We start from the raw sequence: 18,343 nt of genomic DNA, 5'->3' as shown, positions 1-18,343 counted from the left end.
AGCTTTACAAGTGTAAAGCATGGCTTTACACCGTAAAGTATAAATGAAAACAAGCTAAAATATTGAGGTGAGACCAGTGAATGGTGAAAAGCGATTGAATTTAACAGCGAAAGAAATTCTGGAAAAAGATTTTAAACAAGGGTTCAGAGGTTATGATCAGGATGAAGTCGATAAGTTTCTTGATTTGATCATTAAGGACTATGAGAACTTCCAAAAAGAATTTGACAAAGTCATTCAGGAAAACAACCGACTTCGAAAAGAAGTTCAGAATTCTTCTGAACAGACAAGAAGAGTTCCTACTTCATCAATGAACATCAATTCTGATATTCTTCAGCGCTTATCGAACCTTGAGAAGCACGTGTTCGGAAGCAAGTTATACGATTGATTCAGCTATTATTATCCATTTGATTTTTAATCCGTATCCTGTTATACTGAATTTTGCTTTGATAAATTACAAACTAATAACGTTCGGGTAATCGCGGCATCTTTTTAAAGATGTTGAGGAAAGTCCATGCTCGCACGGTCTGCGATGGCCGTAGTGTTCGTGCCTGGCGAAACGATAAGCCAGGGTATTCCGGTTTCGACTGGATTAACGGCAGGGAACTCACCTAAGTCCTTTTGGATATGGTGACACTACCTTTAAAGTGCCACAGTGACGTAGTCTTTTCGGAAACGAAAAGAGTGGAACGCGGTAAACCCCACGAGCGAGAAACCCAAATTATGGTAGGGGAGTTTTCTTCGCGGAAATGAACGCGAAGAAGAACAGATGTTAAAGCCATCTGGAGATAGATGATTACCACCGGAGTACGAGGCGGCAGCCGCATGCAGTACAATGGAACAGAACATGGCTTACAGAACGTTATTGGTGACACTTAACAAATGAGAGGGCCCTAGAGGCCTTTTTTATTTTTACATAAGAAATTTAGGGTATATTAGTACTGGAAAATCAAACATAAGGAGATCTCTTATGAATTTAACGTATATTGCGACGGCAGCCATGGGGCTGGAATCTCTTGTTGCCCATGAGGTGAGAGACCTCGGCTTTGAAGATGTAAAAGTGGAAAACGGAAAGGTGATCTTCAAGGGGGATGAATCCGCCCTTTGCAGATCCAATCTCTGGCTGAGAACGGCCGACCGCGTAAAGCTTTTGGTTGGTGAGTTTAAAGCAGAAACGTTTGATGAATTGTTTGAACAGACGAAGGCGCTTCCCTGGTCGGATTTTATCCCGGAGAACGGCGAATTTCCGGTGATTGGCAAATCGGTAAAGTCCAAATTATTCAGTGTGTCTGATTGTCAAGCGATCGTAAAAAAAGCGGTCGTGGATCAAATGAAGAATGCCTATCAGAGAGAAACCTGGTTTCCGGAAGATGGTGCCCTTTACCGGATCGAAGTGGCTCTGTTAAAGGACGTTGCTACACTGACGATTGACACGAGCGGCACCGGACTGCACAAACGGGGATATCGGGCGCTTCACAGTGAAGCACCGTTGAAGGAAACGATGGCTTCGGCCCTGATTAAATTAACCAACTGGACCCCGGATAAACCGTTTGTAGACCCGTTTTGCGGTTCCGGAACCATTCCTATTGAAGCTGCCATGATTGGCCAGAACGTTGCACCGGGTCTGAACCGGGAATTTGCATCCGAAGAATGGTCCTGGATTGATAAAAAGGTTTGGTACCGGGCTGTTGAAGAAGCAAATGATCTGGCGAAATATGATACCCCACTTGATATCCAGGGTTCAGACATTGACCACAAGATGATTGAGCTTTCCATTAATAATGCAGAGGAAGCGGGTTTCGGCGAATTTATCACGTTCAAGCAGATGCAGGTGAGGGACTTTACCACAAGGAAAGAATACGGGTATGTCATTTCCAATCCGCCATATGGTGAGCGGATCGGTGAGAAGGAAGAAGTGAAACAGCTTTACCGTGACATGGGTAATGCATTCCGTTCGCTTGAAACGTGGTCGGTTTATGTTATCACCTCCAATGAACAATTTGAGCAGCTTTACGGAAGACCTGCTACCAAGAAGCGAAAGCTGTACAACGGCCATATTAAAACCGATTACTACCAGTATTTTGGCAAGAGACCGCCAAGAAGCTAAAGCGTAGCAAGGGTTTTAAGGGTTTTATGTCGTTTGGTTAATGTAATATTTAAAAAGTAATTTGGTGACCACATTATTTTTCTAAATCATTTTAGGAAAAGGATGTGGTCTTTTTTGTTGCAGAATACCGATACTTATTACCACACACGATTACAATGTACAAAACCGGCTCTGAAATGACATATGTTCCTTTACGAACGACTTTCTAATGCGCAAAAGCTGACTTACACGTGTCTTTTCACTACAACGCATTAGCTGGAAAATGGAATTACAAACAAATAAATAGATACATAATTAATAACCCATTCGACTTAGGAATGGGTCAGATTGTATAAAACGCCTTTTTACGGGGAGGGCTTGTTTCATTAAACGGCTTCTTTTTTACACTAGATATATATAGGAATAATAAGCCTTAAAACAACGGATACTTTGATTGGAAAGGTGTGAAAGATGTGCATTTTTTTTATGGTCAAGATTCGTTGTCAATTTTTCAATGGATTATAAGAGCCGTTTTTTCTTTTTTCTTCTTATTGTTATCAACAAAAATCATGGGTCAACGTTCGATATCTCAGTTAAGATTGCTTGATTTTATCATGGCTATATCTATTGGTAACATCATTGCCCATCCTTTGTCAGACCAACACCTTAGCATGAAAGGAGCAATGGTGACCATAAGCGCACTAGTCTTTTTATATCTAATCTTAATAGTCTTAAGTCTTAAATGGTCACCATTCACAAAGTTTATTGATCCTCCCCCGTTTACACTTATAAAGGATGGAGCCATTTATTATAAAGGACTACGTAAAGCCCGAATTCCACTTGATATACTACTATCCGAATTAAGAAAAAAACAGATAGAGGATCCTCAAAAAGTTGCATTAGCTTTATGGGAACCTGACGGGACTATTTCCTTTTTTTTAAAAGCCGAATATAATGCATTAACCCCTAAGGATTTAAATATAAACATACCATCCTTCAAACATCCCATAACCCTCATCAAGGACGGACAGGTTGATATGAATCATCTTAATAAAATTGGCAAAGATGAGGATTGGTTAAAAAAACAAATTAAAACAGAATATAGTGTAGAACTCAGCCAAATATTATTAGCTACTATAGATACTAATAACCAACTAACCGTATTTTTATATTACTAAATCATCTGGACCGCCAAGAAGCTAAAGACGGGATGTCATGAAGAATTCGTAATTGGTCCATACTGTTACAGAGGTGATAGAAATGGACCAAAAATCGGATTATATTCTTCAGCTGAAGCATGCGTATGAGAATATCAAGGCAATATCGGAACAGCATGGGGAGCCTTATGGTCAAGCATTAATCGAAGCTGATGATGCACTGAAACAGGCGCTATATTTCGAATTTGGCATTTGTGGAGAACACGGGGTATCGGCCTACATGGAACGATTGCATTAATACACAAAGAGAAAACAGTCCAAGCCGGGCTGTTTTTTTGCTGTAGAAGGATTTTTTTATTTTCCGGCGAATAGTAAGCATGGTATGGTTAGTCTACTTAGATATAGAGAGGAAGAAAAGAATGTCAAAAATCTTGCAAACAGTGGAGAAGGAATTTTTAGAGTATGTAAAAAAGATGACGCATTTGAATGAGGCGGTAGGCCTGATGTATTGGGATCTTCGTACAGGAGCTCCCAAAAAGGGTGTCAGCCAGCGTTCAGAAGTCATTGGCACACTATCCGCTGATGTGTTTTCCATGTCCACTTCGGAACAAATGAAATCATACATAGATGAATTATGTCAAGAGCAGGTATACAGCTCGCTGTCTGATGTAACCAAAAAGACACTTGAGGAAGTCAAAAAAGAATATGAACGAAATACGAAAATTCCTCCTGAAGAATTCAAAGAGTACGTGATCTTGCAGTCGAAGGCGGAAAGTGTATGGGAAGAAGCGAGAGAACAGTCTGATTTCGCCATGTTCCAGCCTTATCTGGAGAAGCTTGTGGATTTCAACAAACGCTTTATCGGATATTGGGGATATGAGGGCAACAAATACAATACCCTTTTGGATATGTATGAGCCGGGTGTAACTGTTGATATCATTGATGCCACATTCTCCAAGCTGCGTGACCGTATTGTTCCCCTTCTGCAAAAAATTACAGAAGCCGGAAAGCCGGAAGCTTCATTCCTTTTTGAGCAATTTCCAAAAGAAAAGCAAAAGGAATTCAGCCTTAAGGTATTAAAGGAGATGGGCTATGATTTTCGAGCTGGCCGTCTGGATGAAACGGTTCATCCATTTGCGATCGGGCTAAATCCTGGTGACGTGCGTGTAACGACCCGTTATGTAGAAAGTGATTTCAGAACAGCTGTGTTTGGAACCATTCATGAGGGCGGACATGCTCTATATGAACAAAACCTTTCAGAAGAACTGGTTGGTACACCGCTCTCTACGGGCACATCTATGGGAATTCACGAGTCACAATCCCTTTTTTGGGAAAATTTCGTTGGCCGGAACCGTGGCTTCTGGAAGCACCATTATGCTTCTCTCAAAAAATATGCCGGCACGCAGTTTGATCAAGTGGACCTTGATACCTTTTATAAAGCCATTAATATTGTGGAACCTTCTTTCATTCGTATCGAAGCGGACGAGATGACATATGCGCTTCATATCATTGTCCGTTATGAAATTGAAAAGGGATTGTTCAATGATGAAATTGAAGTGAGGGATCTGCCACGCATCTGGAATGAGAAAATGCAGGAGTACTTAGGGGTTACACCGGAGAATGACAGCCAGGGTGTGCTTCAGGATGTTCACTGGTCCGGAGGAAGCTTCGGGTATTTTCCATCCTACGCTCTCGGTTACATTTATGCAGCCCAATTGAAACAGGCTTTGGTGCAGGACCTTCCTGAATTTGACGAGTTGCTCGAAAAAGGAGAACTGAATCCAATTCAGAAATGGCTGAGCCGAAATATTCATCAATATGGAAAAATGAAAAAGCCGATGGAAATTCTTCAAGACGTAACGGGAGAAGGATTGAATCCAGATTATTTGATCCGTTACTTTGAGGAAAAATATTCTTCCATTTTTTCACTTTAATCGTTCCCAGAAAGCCGGAATCCCGACGGAACTTGGAAGCTTTCGGTTGATTTTCTCTACCGAAAAGGCCCAACCCGTCATGGGACGGCTTTTTTTATGTGTTTGAAAAGTCGAATTTCAGTCGATATATAAGGTATAAAATGAAATTTTTTATATTTAAGGGGGAGAAGAGAATGCGTTTTGAAAATCCAACCGATGAAGAAATCAGGAATATCTTAAAAAACAAAAAAAGGATCGCTGTCGTGGGACTGTCTGACAATCCCATGAAAACCTCCTATATGGTCAGCTCCGTTATGAGGGATGCCGGTTATGAAATCATCCCTGTCAATCCGGCCGTGGATGAAGTGTTCGGGATTAAGGCTGTGAAAACCTTGCAGGACATTGAAGGCCATGTGGATGTTGTAAACGTATTTCGCCGAAGTGAGTATTTACCCCAAGTGGCAAAGGATACCGTAGCGATTGGAGCGGATGTTTTTTGGGCACAGCTCGGTCTTGCCAATGACGAAGCATATGATTATCTGAAAGAACACAATGTGATTTCCATCATGGATAAATGCATCAAAGTAGAGTACGCCAGGCTAGCCAGATAGGTCTTAACCACCCGTTATGAAGGGGTGGTTTTTTATATAAGTTCAAAAGGTTTTTGCACGATTGAAGCAGAAAAGATAAAATAGAAAGCGGTGTACGTAATTTTTGATTTCTGGAATAGAAACAAATGTTCTGGTATGATTAGTTTATTGTATGTTTGTGAAGGGAGAAAGTGTTTTGGCTAGTAAACCACATTTAGATTACAACGATGACGCCATTCAGGTATTAGAAGGCCTGGAAGCGGTCCGGAAGCGACCCGGGATGTATATCGGGAGCACAGACAGCCGCGGGCTGCATCATCTCGTTTATGAAATCGTAGATAATGCCGTCGATGAAGCACTTGCTGGGCACGGCAAAAATATATACGTCACGATACATAAAGATAACAGTATAAGTGTTCGGGACGAAGGACGTGGCATGCCAACGGGGATGCATAAGATGGGAAAACCAACGCCGGAAGTCATCCTGACTGTGCTTCATGCGGGAGGGAAATTTGGTCAGGGAGGCTATAAAACATCCGGTGGACTGCATGGTGTTGGAGCATCTGTCGTTAATGCGCTGTCTGAATGGCTTGAGGTGACGATTCACAGAAACGGAACCATTTATCAACAACGCTTTGAGTTTGGCGGAAAGCCGGTAACTACACTTGAAGAAATAGGTACTACCAGGAAAACGGGTACCATCATCCACTTTAAGCCGGATCCGGCCATTTTCAGTACGACCAACTACAATTATGAAACGTTAAGTGAGCGCCTGAGAGAAGCAGCTTTCCTTTTAAAAGGGGTAAAAATTGAGCTCAGTGACAAACGAAGCGGCGAGAGTGAAAGCTTTCAGTATGATACAGGATTGGAAGCTTTTGTTGGCTACTTGAACGAAGATAAAGATGTTCTTCATCCGGTGGTCAGTTTTGAAGGTGACCAAAATGATATCGAGGTCGACTTTGCGTTTCAATTTAACGACGGATATGCAGAAAATGTCCTCTCTTTTGTAAATAACGTCCGGACAAAGGATGGCGGAACACATGAATCCGGAGCAAAGACGGCCATCACCCGGATCATGAACGATTACGCCAGGAAAGTTTCTCTTTTAAAGGAACGAGATAAAAACCTGGACGGTTCAGACATTCGTGAAGGATTAACCGCCATTGTTTCTGTACGGATCCCGGAGGAGAAACTACAGTTTGAAGGACAGACGAAAAGCAAGCTTGGAAGCAGTGATGCACGCTCGAGTGTAGACAGTGTGGTTTCAGGCCATCTTTCCTATTTTCTCGAGGAAAATCCGCAAACGGCTGATATGCTCATCCGAAAGGCTGTAAAAGCTGCTCAGGCCCGCGAAGCGGCCCGTAAGGCAAGAGAAGATGCGCGTAACGGCAAAAAAAATAAGCGGAAGGAAACGATGCTTAGCGGAAAGCTTACTCCGGCTACCTCCAGAAATCCGGCTAAAAATGAGCTCTATCTCGTAGAGGGTGACTCTGCCGGAGGATCGGCCAAGCAAGGACGGGACCGCCGGTTTCAGGCGATTCTACCGCTTCGTGGTAAAGTCATCAACACGGAGAAAGCAAAGCTAGCCGACATTTTCAAAAATGAAGAAATCAATACAATTATCCATGCTTTAGGTGCTGGTGTAGGGTCTGATTTTACCGAAAAAGACTTGAATTACGAAAAGGTCATCATCATGACGGATGCGGATACGGACGGAGCCCATATTCAGGTGCTGCTTCTGACGTTCTTCTACCGCTACATGAAGCCGCTCATTGAGAACGGGCGTGTGTATATCGCTCTTCCGCCCCTGTACAAAGTCAGCAAGGGAAGCGGAAAGAAAGAGATCATCGAATATGCATGGGATGATGATGAGCTCAAAGAAGCCCAAAAGAAGGTGGGTAAAGGCTATATCATCCAGCGGTATAAGGGTCTTGGCGAGATGAACGCCGATCAGCTGTGGGAAACTACGATGGATCCGGAAACCAGAACATTGATCAGGGTGAAAATCGATGATGCGGCCCGTGCAGAAAAGCGGGTGTCGGTTCTGATGGGAGATAAAGTAGAGCCCCGCAGAAAATGGATCGAAGAGCATGTCGAATTTGGTTTAAATGAGGATACCAACATTCTTGATAACGAAAACTTATCAGATCAGTATCCTGAGGAGGTTTAGATTTTGTCAGTATTAGAACGTTTTATGGATCTTCCGCTCGAAGAGGTGATCGGTGACCGCTTTGGGCGTTACAGTAAATATATCATTCAGGACCGAGCCCTTCCTGATGCAAGGGATGGATTGAAGCCGGTACAGCGACGTATTTTATACGCGATGTTCCAAGAAGGAAATACAGCTGAAAAGCCGTACCGCAAATCAGCAAAAACCGTCGGAAACGTCATCGGCAACTACCATCCGCACGGGGATTCGTCTGTATATGAAGCGATGGTACGGATGAGCCAGGACTGGAAAGTAAGGAATGTGCTGATTCAAATGCACGGAAACAACGGAAGTGTTGACGGAGACCCTGCAGCAGCCATGCGGTATACCGAGGCGCGCTTGTCCTCCATTGCTTCAGAACTGCTTCGTGATATTGAAAAGAACACGGTGGAATTTGCTCCGAACTTTGATGATACGATTGAAGAGCCGGTCGTTTTGCCAGCTAGATATCCGAACCTTTTGGTCAATGGTTCTACAGGAATCTCAGCAGGTTATGCGACCGATATTCCTCCCCATCACCTGGGAGAGGTAATCGATGCTGTTACGATGCAGATTGAAAACCCGGATGTTACGCTTGATGAATTGATGACCGTCATAAAAGGGCCTGATTTTCCAACTGGCGGAATTGTCCAGGGCAAGGAAGGAATTCGCAAAGCCTTTGAAACAGGAAAAGGCCGTGTCATCGTGCGCGCGAAAACAGAGATCGAGGAAATTAAAGGCGGACGGCAACAGATCAGGATTACGGAAATTCCATATGAGATCAATAAAGCGAATCTCGTCAAACGGATTGATGAACTTCGCCTCGACAAGAAGGTGGAAGGCATTGCTGAAGTGAGGGACGAAACCGACCGAACCGGAATGAGGATCGTTATCGAACTGAAGAAAGAAGCGCATGCTGAGGGTGTGCTGGCGTATCTTTTCAAAAATACAGATCTTCAGGTTTCCTATAACTACAACATGGTGGCGATTCATAATAAGACGCCGAAGCTGATGGGCCTCAAGCACATCATTTCAGCTTATGTCGACCATCAAAAGGAAGTTGTGACGAAACGCTCACAGTATGATCTCAACAAAGCCAATGAGCGGCAGCATGTGGTGGAAGGGCTGATTAAAGCTATTTCCATTCTGGACGAAGTGATCCGGATTATCCGCGGTTCCAAAGATAAAAGAGATGCAAAAAACAATTTGATTCAGCAGTATGACTTCACGGAGGCACAATCAGAAGCCATCGTGACCTTGCAATTGTACAGATTGACCAATACCGATGTGACGACCCTTGAAAAAGAAGCAAAAGAGCTTGAAAAGAAAATCGCTCATTTGACGGGTATTTTGAAAAGTGAGAAGAAACTGTTCAACGTTATAAAAAAAGAGATGGAAGAAATTAAAAAGAAGTACGCTGATGAACGCCGGACAGTCATTGAAGATGAAATCGAAGAGATTAAAATTAATATGGAAGTGATGATTCCATCTGAAGATGTGATGGTTACTGTAACAAAAGACGGCTATTCCAAGCGTTCTTCTCTTCGTTCTTATTCCGCTTCCAACGGTGAGGCGCCTGGCATGAAAGATACAGACCGTCTGCTTTTGGCCGAACAATTAAATACAACGGATACGTTGCTGATGTTCACCAACAAAGGAAATTACATTTATATGCCGGTTTATGAACTTCATGAAGCCCGATGGAAAGACATGGGCCAGCATTTGGCGAACATGGTCGGATTTGACCGGGATGAACAATTGATCAAGATTATGCCGATTAAAGAATTTACAGATAATCAGTACCTCATCTTTTTCACAAAACAAGGAATGGCCAAAAAGACTGAACTCTCTTCCTACAAAGCACAACGCTATAACAAAATGCTGATGGCCATGAAGGTGAAGGGAGAGGATGAAGTGGTCGATGTGCAGCTGACGAGTGGAAATGATGATATTTTTATCGCTACTCACTATGGATATGGGCTATGGTTCGGTGAGAACGAAATTAATGTAGTGGGACAGCGTGCAGCAGGTGTGAAAGGCATTAATCTGAAAGATGGAGATTTCGTTGTCAGCGGCAAATCGTTGCAGGATAAAGAAAAGGCATCACTCGTATTGATTACACACCGCGGGGCAATCAAGAAAATGAAGATTACGGAATTTGATAGAACAACGAGGGCGAAAAGAGGCCTCGTTATGCTGAGGGAGCTTAAGAGCAATCCGCACCGCGTGGTTGATGTGGAACTTTCAGAAAAAGATGCCGTATTGGACGTAAAAACGAAGAATGGAAGTATGGTAACAGTGGAGACCGGAAAGTTAAAGAACGCAGACCGGTATAATAACGGATCCTATCTTGTGGACATCAGCGACTCTGGAGAAGTGGTTGAAGTCTGGAGGAAGATTGTGACTGAAGAAAACAAAGAGTAGCGCTTTGCTGCTCTTTATTTCTTTTACATAATTAAGTTTACCAACATAATATTATGTTAACTAACAACTAGAAAAGGTGAATAATGAAAGGCAATACACATTTAATGGGAGGATTGGCCGCGGCAGCATTGGCCAATCAATGGATAGCAGGACCAACTTTATTGGATCATCAGCTGATTTACTATGGGGCAGGAATTTTGGGGAGCCTACTTCCTGACCTCTGCCATCCCAATTCATGGGCAGGACGGAAAACAAAACTAGTTTCAAAACTAGTGAGCAAGACCTTTGGACACCGGACCATAACGCACAGCTGGATTTTTATTATGGCTGTCATCTGGGTGTCTAATCTGCTTGATAAAAGTTACAGCACGGATATAAAATATGGATTATTGGCAGGTGTAATCAGCCATCTCATATTGGATGCCTGCACGACCAGGGGAATTCAGTTTTTATATCCGATACATATTCGATTTCGTTCACCCATCTACACGAAAACAGGGTCCCCTGCAGAGACGGCGATCTCAGGAATCTTGATGATCGCAGCTTGTGCATTGCTGGCGAAAGAGCATATTTTTCATATTTAAAAAAAACAGCCAATGGCTGTTTTTTTTGTTGTTTTATTTTAACTTTTAGCTCGTTGTCTTCTGTACTTGAATTGCAGACATTGAAAACGGATAAAGCAGCCGATGCAAAACCCAAGAATTGCAATAAATGCGGCGGCAAATACCATGCCGGTGAATACATAGGCGGCTGTCTGCCATTTCAGCAGGTAAGATAGATAGGAAAGGAAGAGACAAAGAACGGCAATTTTTTGATTAAACTGTTGTTGGTCCCAGTCTTCTGGAATATAAGAAGAAAGCGGTTTGGTTAAGAAACGTTTACCTAACTGCATGATCGGGTTATAACGAAATAAAAGTCCGGACAATCCTGCAGCAAGTGGAAGGAGCAGCAACCAATAGGCTCCGGTGATCCAGACAGATGCCACCGACAAAACGATAAACCATTGATTGAGCTTTACTAAGGGTCTGGGAATGGAAATAGGGTGTTCTCGCATATATAAATCCGACCTTTCGCATAGGAATATAATTAGTATATAGTAACAAGGAGAAAGTGTGAAGTAAAGCAGATAATCTGAAAATTTTTCGAAATATATGAATAATTAAACCGAAGAACGTCTATTATGTATATAAGGAGGCGCATAATGAAAAGATTCGTAGATTTTATATGGGATGGACTCACATTACAGCATATGAATTGTAACCGTTTTATGATGTTTTATGTAGTTCATTATGTTCTTTTATTTTTATTTTCCATAACGCTGTTTATCTTATCACTCGGCGTGCTTCTGTTATATAAAACCTTTCATATAGCCCCGCCTTTTGGCATTTGGGCAGGAATACTGGTTTCAGCCATGTCTATGTGCTGTTTTCCAATTATTGGGACGGCAGCCGTGAAACGATTATCAAAGGTTTCACACGTCTGAAAGGTACAAGCTGCACTGGACACAAAATTTATAACTCCCTATTCTATAGATAGACTTATATAGAATAAGGAGCGAAATAATGGGAAAACAAACAGGGACCAACATCTACATACGCCCTTTTACAGGGGATGATTCGGAAGCACTGCTTGACTTGGAACAAAGGAACAGACACTTTTTTGAAAAGTTTTCAATGGCACGTTCGGATGAATTTTATACACTCGATTACCAGCAATACCGAATCAACGAATTTGAGCAGTGCCAGAAGAATGATGCGGGATATGACTTTGGAATCTTTTTACAAGATGGAAAACTGATCGGTACGATAAGTTTATTTCACGTGATGCGTGGTTCACTCCAGAGCGCTTTCATTGGCTATTTTCTCGACAAGGAACAAAACGGCAAGGGATATACAACGGAAGCCGTTAAGCTCATTTCGACTTACGCGTTTAATAAAGTGAATCTGCACAGAATTGAAGCGGGAGTCATGCCCCATAACATCGGATCGATTCGTGTGCTGGAGAAAGCTGGATTTCATAAAGAAGGATTGGCCGTGAAAAATGTAAAAATCAACGGCAAATGGGAAGATCACCAAGTGCTGGCCCTTATTAATCCAAATGACGAGTAAAAGCCTTTCCTTTACGGAAGGGCTTTTTTGACATAAAAAATGGATGTGAAGGCAAGGATAAAATGGACAGCGAACATGAAAGGAGGAGTACTTATGGAAAAAAGAGAGTACAAAGCAGGAGACCAGGTATTTGTGATATATCGCAATCCCCACACGCCAAACGTGGCGAATATCACAGAGGCTGAAATAGTCCGGCATCCCGAGAACGAACAGCAATTGGCTTTATTTCTGCATGAGTCATATCATCTATTGGCAGAGGATGACGCAGTTTATGATACATATGAGCAAGCCGAGGAGAAATATAAAGAAATCTTTGATTATGATCAGTATCAGTAAAAGGATGTGTCCTCATTGAAGAATAAACCTTTTGTTCCTCAGCTTGTATATATTGAACCAAGAGCATTGGAGTACCCCCTCGGTGTAACCCTTAAAAAGAAATTTAAAGATATGGGCCTTGAGATTCGGGAAACAACGTCCCATAACCAGGTCCGAAACATCCCGGGTGACACCGATTTTCAGAAATACCGGAATGCAAAATCCACGCTTGTGATAGGTGTGAGAAAAACGCTTAAATTTGACTCCTCCAAGCCATCTGCCGAATACGCCATCCCATTTGCAACCGGCTGCATGGGCCATTGCCATTATTGTTATTTGCAGACGACCATGGGAAGCAAGCCGTATATCCGCACATATGTCAATGTGGAGGAAATATTGGATCAGGCACAGCAGTACATGGAAGAACGGGCTCCGCAAATTACCCGGTTTGAAGCTTCTTGTACTTCGGACATCGTGGGTATTGACCATTTAACCCATACGTTGAAGCACGCGATTGAGTATTTTGGCCAGTCAGAGCTGGGCAGATTGCGTTTTGTCACCAAGTTTCATCATGTCGATCATCTGTTGGACGCGAAACACAACGGGCGTACACGGTTTCGGTTCAGTGTGAATGCCGATTATGTGATTAAATATTTTGAACCGGGAACCTCACCGCTTGATCTGCGGATTGATGCCGCAAGAAAAGTGGCGGAGGCCGGCTACCCGCTTGGTTTTATTGTTGCGCCCATCTATATCCATGAAGGCTGGCAGGAGGGCTATCGCGAGCTGTTTGAAAAACTCGATGCCGCCCTTCCACAAAGCGCAAGAGACGACATCACGTTCGAATTGATTCAGCACCGTTTCACGAAACCCGCCAAACGCGTCATTGAAAAAAATTATCCGAAGACAAAGCTTGAAATGAATGAGGAAGAGCGGCGGTATAAATGGGGAAGGTATGGAATCGGAAAATACATTTACAGCAAAGAGGAAGAGCAAGCATTGCGTGAAAGTCTGGAATCCGATATTGACACCTATTTTCCCAACGCAAAGATTGAATATTTTACATGAGTAGCAGCCAGGCCTTGTTAACCAGGGCCTGGTTTTTGTATTGTTGCAAGGAAAAAAGGGGGACACGTCGAAATAAAAGCTGGAAGACCATGACAACGATTGATTCAATATTTTTGGAAAGTGAGTGAGACAATTGAGTGGAACAAAAGAAATGAAAGAACTTCTACTGAAAGAACTTGAACTGATCGTCAGAACCTCCTCAAACCTGATCGAAAAGATATCCCCCAACCATTTGGACTACAGGCCCCGTGAAAATATGCGTTCCTTGCATGAAGTGGTGCTGCATCTGGTTTCGGTTCCGTCCACCGATCTCCTGATCCTCCAGGAGAAACCTGAGGAAGACATTCGGGAACTTGAAGCAAGCCTGTCCAAGGAACATGATCCGGCGCAGTGGACGGGATTCATGAAAGAAGGACTGCTTGAGGTCACGCGCTATATGGAAAGCCTTGGAGATGAAGATTTTTTGCATAAAGAAACAAAGGCCTTCTACTTGGATCATGGGACGGCCCAGGCGAAATGGCTGATTGAAATTGTGACCCATGCCCAGCACCACCGCGCCCAGCTGTTTAACTACATGAAAGAACAGGGGTATGACATCAACATGTTTGATTTATATTAAAAGCTTGATCCTGTAAATTTCATTAATAGGGAGGAATGATACCGGTGACGGAAACCTGGGATCATGCAGACTGGGCGGACGCCAAATTTAAGTAATGGACAAAAATAAGATTAATTTAACCGGTACAGCTAGGGTCAGCTGTGCCGGTTTTTCATGTACACTATAGAAAAAAGGATGTAGGGGAAAATGATGAAGTTTACTGATGAGGTAGTAAGTGTTATAAAAAGTATTCCAAAAGGCAAGGTAATGACGTATGGCCAGATTGCAAAGCTCGCTGGCAGTCCAAGGGGAGCAAGGCAGGTCGTCCGGGTTCTTCATTCCATGAGCAAAAAACATCAGCTTCCGTGGCACCGTGTCATCAATGCGAAGGGTGAGATTGGGTTCAAGGATGAAGAGATGTTTGCGGTCCAAAAACTGTCTTTGGAAAGTGAAGGGATTGCAGTGAGTCCTGAGGGTAAAATTAATTTGACTGTTTACCAGTATTGGCCAGAATGTTAAAAAGGATGTACACCCCATACCGGAATGTACATCCTTTTTGATTAATTATGTGCGTTTCTTTTTATATTTTTCAATCACATGCCGCATGCCTTCTTCGAGCAAATCGTTGGCCGGACGGTCAAGTCTGGCAGCCAGGGACTTAATTTCTTTGTAGAGGGACTGGCTGAGTGTGGTGTTTACATTTTTTCGGTCATCATTTTTTGGCCGGATCCTGCTTTGGTACATGATATCCTCCCGGGAGAAATTTTTTCAATACTGATTCTGCCCGAAAAGAAGGTGGCTCCCCCTCCCATATCGGCGATCCGGTCTGGGGTCAGGGAATTGACCAGCTGTTTGGTTCCAGGCAGGTCTGCCCATAGCCCCATCGTTACCGCTACGCCTGGCAAAACATTTTCTCCAACTGCAGCATGAAGCTGACATTCCCCACGGTCGTTCCAGATACGGATCAAGTCTCCATTTTCTACGCCCAATTCAACGGCATCACGGGCATTCAGATGGACTTTCGGCTCTTTTTCCAGCTGGATATGCTTATCGTTATTACTAAAGGTTGAATTTAAAAAGTTGTGATTCGGCCCTGGCACAAACAGAAAGGGATGATCTCCGTCTTCCGACAGCGGAATATAGGTCGGTAGCGGTGGATAGCCCTCGCGTTCCATCTGTTTGGAATACAATTCAATTTTACCGCTTGGGGTGGAAAGCTTTCGCGAGAACAGCGGGATATTCTTGGATTTAACAAACTTGCTTTTTTTTAGTGTCCGCAGGCTAATATCCTCCACATAAGGATTGGCCGGGTGTTCAAAAGCCTGTTCGATCATTTCTTCGTCTGAATCTTTAAATGCTTGATCATTAAACCCCATGGCTTCAGCAAGGAGACGAAACACGTCGGGATTTGACTTGCTTTCTCCATACGGCATTATGACCGGCTCTTGCAAATGAGCGTGTTTATGCCAATAGGAGGTGTAAAAATCGGTATTTTCAAATGAAGAGGTGGCAGGCAGCACAATGTCTGCATAGGCAGCGGTTTCGGTCAGAAAGAGATCGTGAACCACTGTAAACAGATCCTCCCGCTCGAAGCCTTTTCTTACCTTGTTTCCTTCAGGTGCCACAACCACCGGATTGCTGTTATACACATACAATGACGAGATGCGCGGTTCCGCTTCCAGAAGCGCACTGCCGATTTGATTCATGTTAATGATCCGGGTATTTTTGTTCTTCAAAAGGTCCGGACGCTGCACAGCAGCTGTGTTATGGGACAGATAGCTGGAATTGGATTTAATGGCACCGCCGCCTTTTTTTAGCCATTGCCCGGTTACGGCAGGCAGGCAGGCAATGGTGCGTACAGCCATTCCGCCGTTGTCATGATGCTGCAGGCCATTTCCGATCCGGATGAACGAAGGACAGACCGTTCCATACTCAAGTGCGAGCTTTTTCAGATCATCTGCAGAAACGCCTGTAATGGCAGCTACAGTATGCAGGTCATATTGCTTAACATGTTCGATCAATTCTTCATAACCTGTGGAAAACTCTTTTAAGAAATCCATATCGGCCATGTTGTTTTCAAAAAGAAAGTTCATGATGCCAAGGGCCAGCGCACTGTCTGTTCCAGGAAGGATTGGAATAAACCAGTCAGCAAGAATACCCGTCCGGTTTTTGTGAACATCAATCACGATAATTTTTGCTCCGTTTTTCCTTGCTTTTTGGGCGAGTGCCACCTGATGCATATTCGTGCTGACGGCATTGATTCCCCAAAAAATAAACAGCTTGGCATGGACGGTGTCCATAGGGTCAATGCCGAAACCACCGCCCATTGTGTAACGGTAACCAACCGATCCGGCTACAGAACAAATGGTTTGATCAAGCCGGCTCGCACCAAGCCGATGGAAAAAACGCCGGTCCATCCCCTCGGCACTTAAAATCCCCATGTTTCCATAAAAGCTGTAGGGGAGAATGCTCTCAGGCCCTTCGAAAGCTACAAGCTCTTTCCATTTGGACGTAATCGTATCAACCGCCTCATCCCAGCTGACCGGTTCAAATTCCAGGCTTCCTTTCGGGCCAATTCTCTTAAGTGGAGTTGTCAGCCGCTTCGGATCATACAGCCTCTCAGGCATATTCCTTACTTTATTGCAGATCTTGCCCTGTGTGACAGGATGGTCCGGATCTCCTTGTACTTTTATTATTTTTCCGTCTTTTTTATGAAGAAGCAGACCACATTGGTCGGGACAGTCAAGCGGGCATACAGAAGGAAAAATACCATTTTCCTTTGTCGTATATGTGCTCATTGGTTACTCCTTTCGAAGCTCATAGTTGCCTTTGTAAGTTGATATTCTCTATATTATCAATGAATTTGAACAAAATGAAAAGGATTCTTTAGAAAAAAGCATAGATAAACGAAAAGCAGAATTTTAACGCAAACGACATCTTTTTGTAAAATTTGTAATCTATTCCAGTGGATGATGCATATGATTTATTGTTTGGCAACAAACAGCAAATCTTATGTAAGGAAGGGAATCCATGAAAAAATTTGTCGTGCTTTTGTTAACGTTTAGCTTTCTTCTGTTCTTTGCCCACCCGGCCAAGGCAGCAGCCGCCAGCCAATTCATTATCATCAATAAATCGAAAAATGAATTGGCGTACTATGAAAATACCCGGCTCAAAAGTGTATTTAAAGTGGCGACCGGAAGACAAAAATCTTACACACCGGAAGGAAAGTTCAAAGTTGTAAACAAAATTGTAAACCGGCCCTATTACAGTGGCCACATTCCAGGGGGAGATCCCAGAAATCCACTCGGAAACCGGTGGCTCGGATTGAACGCCAGGGGAACATGGGGCACCACTTATGCCATCCATGGAAACAACAATGCTAAGTCAATTGGCACTTATGCAAGTGCAGGCTGCATCCGTATGTACAATAATGAGGTGCAATGGCTGTTTACGAGAGTAAAAGTGAATACACCTGTAGTCATTGTGAGCTCAAGCAAATCGTATGATTCCATCGCATCAGCCTATGGCTTGAAAGGAAAGGGGTCATCACTGCCGGCCTATTCCACCGGCACCTTAAAAAAGGGAAGCAAGGGCGAGGCAGTGAAGGAATTGCAAAAGCTCTTAACACAAAAGGGCTACAGCACCAAAGGAATCGATGGCGTCTTTGGCAAAAATACAGATTCTGCGGTTCGCAAGTTCCAAAAGGTGAAGAAGCTGAAGGTGGATGGCCTTGTAGGTCCGGCGACCAAGAAAGCGCTTGGTATGCTGTGAGGAATGAGAATTATAATTTGGATTTCATAAAAGCCAAGAGACTTAAAAAAGTCTCTTGGTTTTAGATATTGATAAAACAGGGAAATGAAAAGAATATTGCATCTCCACCTTCTTAGTGGGGAAACAGG

At 43.3% G+C, this 18,343-nt stretch carries 19 protein-coding genes and 1 other RNA gene; 17 read left to right on the top strand and 3 right to left on the bottom strand.

Annotated elements, in window-relative coordinates:
• Window positions 1–76 precede the first annotated feature (76 nt).
• From gpsB to AS030_RS08455, 10 genes are all read left to right on the top strand, one after another.
• The gene (gene gpsB, locus AS030_RS08500; protein WP_420889640.1) at window positions 77–385 is read left to right on the top strand and encodes a cell division regulator GpsB; all 309 of its coding nucleotides are present in this window, start codon (window positions 77–79) and stop codon (window positions 383–385) included.
• Between the two features lie 79 nt (window positions 386–464).
• An RNA gene (gene rnpB / locus AS030_RS08495) (RNase P RNA component class B) lies at window positions 465–857 on the top strand.
• A 110-nt stretch (window positions 858–967) separates the two neighbouring features.
• Window positions 968–2,104 (top strand): THUMP domain-containing class I SAM-dependent RNA methyltransferase, encoded by a 1,137-nt coding sequence (locus AS030_RS08490; RefSeq protein ID WP_061970512.1) that lies wholly within the window; start codon window positions 968–970, stop codon window positions 2,102–2,104.
• Window positions 2,105–2,556: 452 nt separating this feature from the next.
• Window positions 2,557–3,261, top strand: coding sequence for a DUF421 domain-containing protein (locus tag AS030_RS08485; RefSeq protein ID WP_061970509.1), 705 nt, complete (start codon window positions 2,557–2,559; stop codon window positions 3,259–3,261).
• An 82-nt stretch (window positions 3,262–3,343) separates the two neighbouring features.
• Window positions 3,344–3,538, top strand: a complete 195-nt coding sequence (locus AS030_RS08480; protein ID WP_061970506.1) for a hypothetical protein — start codon at window positions 3,344–3,346, stop codon at window positions 3,536–3,538.
• A gap of 121 nt (window positions 3,539–3,659) precedes the next feature.
• Window positions 3,660–5,174: a carboxypeptidase M32 gene (locus tag AS030_RS08475; protein ID WP_061970503.1), complete on the top strand. Its 1,515-nt coding sequence runs from the start codon at window positions 3,660–3,662 to the stop codon at window positions 5,172–5,174.
• A 173-nt stretch (window positions 5,175–5,347) separates the two neighbouring features.
• Window positions 5,348–5,764 carry a CoA-binding protein gene (locus AS030_RS08470; protein ID WP_061970500.1) on the top strand — a complete coding sequence of 139 codons (417 nt, stop codon included), beginning with the start codon at window positions 5,348–5,350 and terminating at the stop codon, window positions 5,762–5,764.
• 175 nt (window positions 5,765–5,939) lie between these two features.
• On the top strand, window positions 5,940–7,913 hold the full coding sequence (gene parE / locus AS030_RS08465) for a DNA topoisomerase IV subunit B (protein ID WP_240482241.1): 1,974 nt from the start codon (window positions 5,940–5,942) through the stop codon (window positions 7,911–7,913).
• A gap of 3 nt (window positions 7,914–7,916) precedes the next feature.
• The gene (parC, locus tag AS030_RS08460) at window positions 7,917–10,355 is read left to right on the top strand and encodes a DNA topoisomerase IV subunit A (protein ID WP_061970494.1); all 2,439 of its coding nucleotides are present in this window, start codon (window positions 7,917–7,919) and stop codon (window positions 10,353–10,355) included.
• Window positions 10,356–10,438: 83 nt separating this feature from the next.
• On the top strand, window positions 10,439–10,939 hold the full coding sequence (locus AS030_RS08455; RefSeq protein ID WP_061970491.1) for a metal-dependent hydrolase: 501 nt from the start codon (window positions 10,439–10,441) through the stop codon (window positions 10,937–10,939).
• A 38-nt stretch (window positions 10,940–10,977) separates the two neighbouring features.
• Here AS030_RS08455 and AS030_RS08450 read toward each other — a convergent pair whose 3' ends face one another.
• Window positions 10,978–11,409 (bottom strand): DUF4395 domain-containing protein, encoded by a 432-nt coding sequence (locus tag AS030_RS08450; RefSeq protein ID WP_061970488.1) that lies wholly within the window; start codon window positions 11,407–11,409, stop codon window positions 10,978–10,980.
• 147 nt (window positions 11,410–11,556) lie between these two features.
• Between AS030_RS08450 and AS030_RS08445 the strand changes: the two genes are divergently transcribed.
• The 6 genes from AS030_RS08445 to AS030_RS08420 all read left to right on the top strand — a co-directional run bounded on the left by AS030_RS08445 (window position 11,557) and on the right by AS030_RS08420 (window position 14,963).
• The gene (locus AS030_RS08445; RefSeq protein ID WP_061970486.1) at window positions 11,557–11,838 is read left to right on the top strand and encodes a hypothetical protein; all 282 of its coding nucleotides are present in this window, start codon (window positions 11,557–11,559) and stop codon (window positions 11,836–11,838) included.
• Between the two features lie 79 nt (window positions 11,839–11,917).
• Window positions 11,918–12,463 carry a GNAT family N-acetyltransferase gene (locus tag AS030_RS08440; RefSeq protein WP_061970483.1) on the top strand — a complete coding sequence of 182 codons (546 nt, stop codon included), beginning with the start codon at window positions 11,918–11,920 and terminating at the stop codon, window positions 12,461–12,463.
• Between the two features lie 93 nt (window positions 12,464–12,556).
• Entirely contained in the window at window positions 12,557–12,799 is a 243-nt protein-coding gene (locus AS030_RS08435) for a transcriptional regulator SplA domain-containing protein (protein WP_061970480.1), read from the top strand.
• Between the two features lie 15 nt (window positions 12,800–12,814).
• A complete protein-coding gene (gene splB / locus AS030_RS08430) occupies window positions 12,815–13,846 on the top strand; it encodes a spore photoproduct lyase (RefSeq protein WP_061970477.1) in 1,032 nt (343 codons plus the stop codon).
• A gap of 133 nt (window positions 13,847–13,979) precedes the next feature.
• Window positions 13,980–14,465, top strand: a complete 486-nt coding sequence (locus AS030_RS08425; protein ID WP_061970474.1) for a DinB family protein — start codon at window positions 13,980–13,982, stop codon at window positions 14,463–14,465.
• A gap of 189 nt (window positions 14,466–14,654) precedes the next feature.
• Window positions 14,655–14,963 carry an MGMT family protein gene (locus AS030_RS08420; RefSeq protein WP_061971659.1) on the top strand — a complete coding sequence of 103 codons (309 nt, stop codon included), beginning with the start codon at window positions 14,655–14,657 and terminating at the stop codon, window positions 14,961–14,963.
• A gap of 45 nt (window positions 14,964–15,008) precedes the next feature.
• Here the strand turns inward: AS030_RS08420 and AS030_RS08415 are convergent, their stop codons facing one another.
• Together AS030_RS08415 and AS030_RS08410 are read right to left on the bottom strand one after the other, a co-directional pair.
• Window positions 15,009–15,188: a hypothetical protein gene (locus tag AS030_RS08415; protein WP_061970472.1), complete on the bottom strand. Its 180-nt coding sequence runs from the start codon at window positions 15,186–15,188 to the stop codon at window positions 15,009–15,011.
• Entirely contained in the window at window positions 15,140–17,242 is a 2,103-nt protein-coding gene (locus AS030_RS08410; RefSeq protein ID WP_082635742.1) for a molybdopterin oxidoreductase family protein, read from the bottom strand. Before AS030_RS08410 ends, AS030_RS08415 begins: the two co-directional genes overlap by 49 nt.
• 232 nt (window positions 17,243–17,474) lie before the next feature.
• Here AS030_RS08410 and AS030_RS08405 point away from each other — a divergent pair, with 232 nt between their 5' ends.
• Window positions 17,475–18,215 (top strand): L,D-transpeptidase family protein, encoded by a 741-nt coding sequence (locus AS030_RS08405; RefSeq protein WP_061970469.1) that lies wholly within the window; start codon window positions 17,475–17,477, stop codon window positions 18,213–18,215.
• Window positions 18,216–18,343 lie beyond the last annotated feature (128 nt).

It is taken from the genome of Fictibacillus enclensis (assembly GCF_001457035.1).
GTDB lineage: Bacteria > Bacillota > Bacilli > Bacillales > Fictibacillaceae > Fictibacillus_C > Fictibacillus_C enclensis.
This window is presented reverse-complemented; position numbering and strand designations above follow the sequence as displayed.

Coding starts and splice junctions, on each gene's coding strand:
- AS030_RS08410 (WP_082635742.1), bottom strand. CDS start 17,242: ATGAGCACATATACGACAAAGGAAAATGGTATTTTTCCTTCTGTATGC.
- AS030_RS08415 (WP_061970472.1), bottom strand. CDS start 15,188: ATGTACCAAAGCAGGATCCGGCCAAAAAATGATGACCGAAAAAATGTA.
- AS030_RS08480 (WP_061970506.1), top strand. CDS start 3,344: ATGGACCAAAAATCGGATTATATTCTTCAGCTGAAGCATGCGTATGAG.
- AS030_RS08455 (WP_061970491.1), top strand. CDS start 10,439: ATGAAAGGCAATACACATTTAATGGGAGGATTGGCCGCGGCAGCATTG.
- AS030_RS08470 (WP_061970500.1), top strand. CDS start 5,348: ATGCGTTTTGAAAATCCAACCGATGAAGAAATCAGGAATATCTTAAAA.
- AS030_RS08420 (WP_061971659.1), top strand. CDS start 14,655: ATGAAGTTTACTGATGAGGTAGTAAGTGTTATAAAAAGTATTCCAAAA.
- AS030_RS08445 (WP_061970486.1), top strand. CDS start 11,557: ATGAAAAGATTCGTAGATTTTATATGGGATGGACTCACATTACAGCAT.
- AS030_RS08435 (WP_061970480.1), top strand. CDS start 12,557: ATGGAAAAAAGAGAGTACAAAGCAGGAGACCAGGTATTTGTGATATAT.
- AS030_RS08405 (WP_061970469.1), top strand. CDS start 17,475: ATGAAAAAATTTGTCGTGCTTTTGTTAACGTTTAGCTTTCTTCTGTTC.
- AS030_RS08450 (WP_061970488.1), bottom strand. CDS start 11,409: ATGCGAGAACACCCTATTTCCATTCCCAGACCCTTAGTAAAGCTCAAT.
- AS030_RS08440 (WP_061970483.1), top strand. CDS start 11,918: ATGGGAAAACAAACAGGGACCAACATCTACATACGCCCTTTTACAGGG.
- AS030_RS08475 (WP_061970503.1), top strand. CDS start 3,660: ATGTCAAAAATCTTGCAAACAGTGGAGAAGGAATTTTTAGAGTATGTA.
- AS030_RS08490 (WP_061970512.1), top strand. CDS start 968: ATGAATTTAACGTATATTGCGACGGCAGCCATGGGGCTGGAATCTCTT.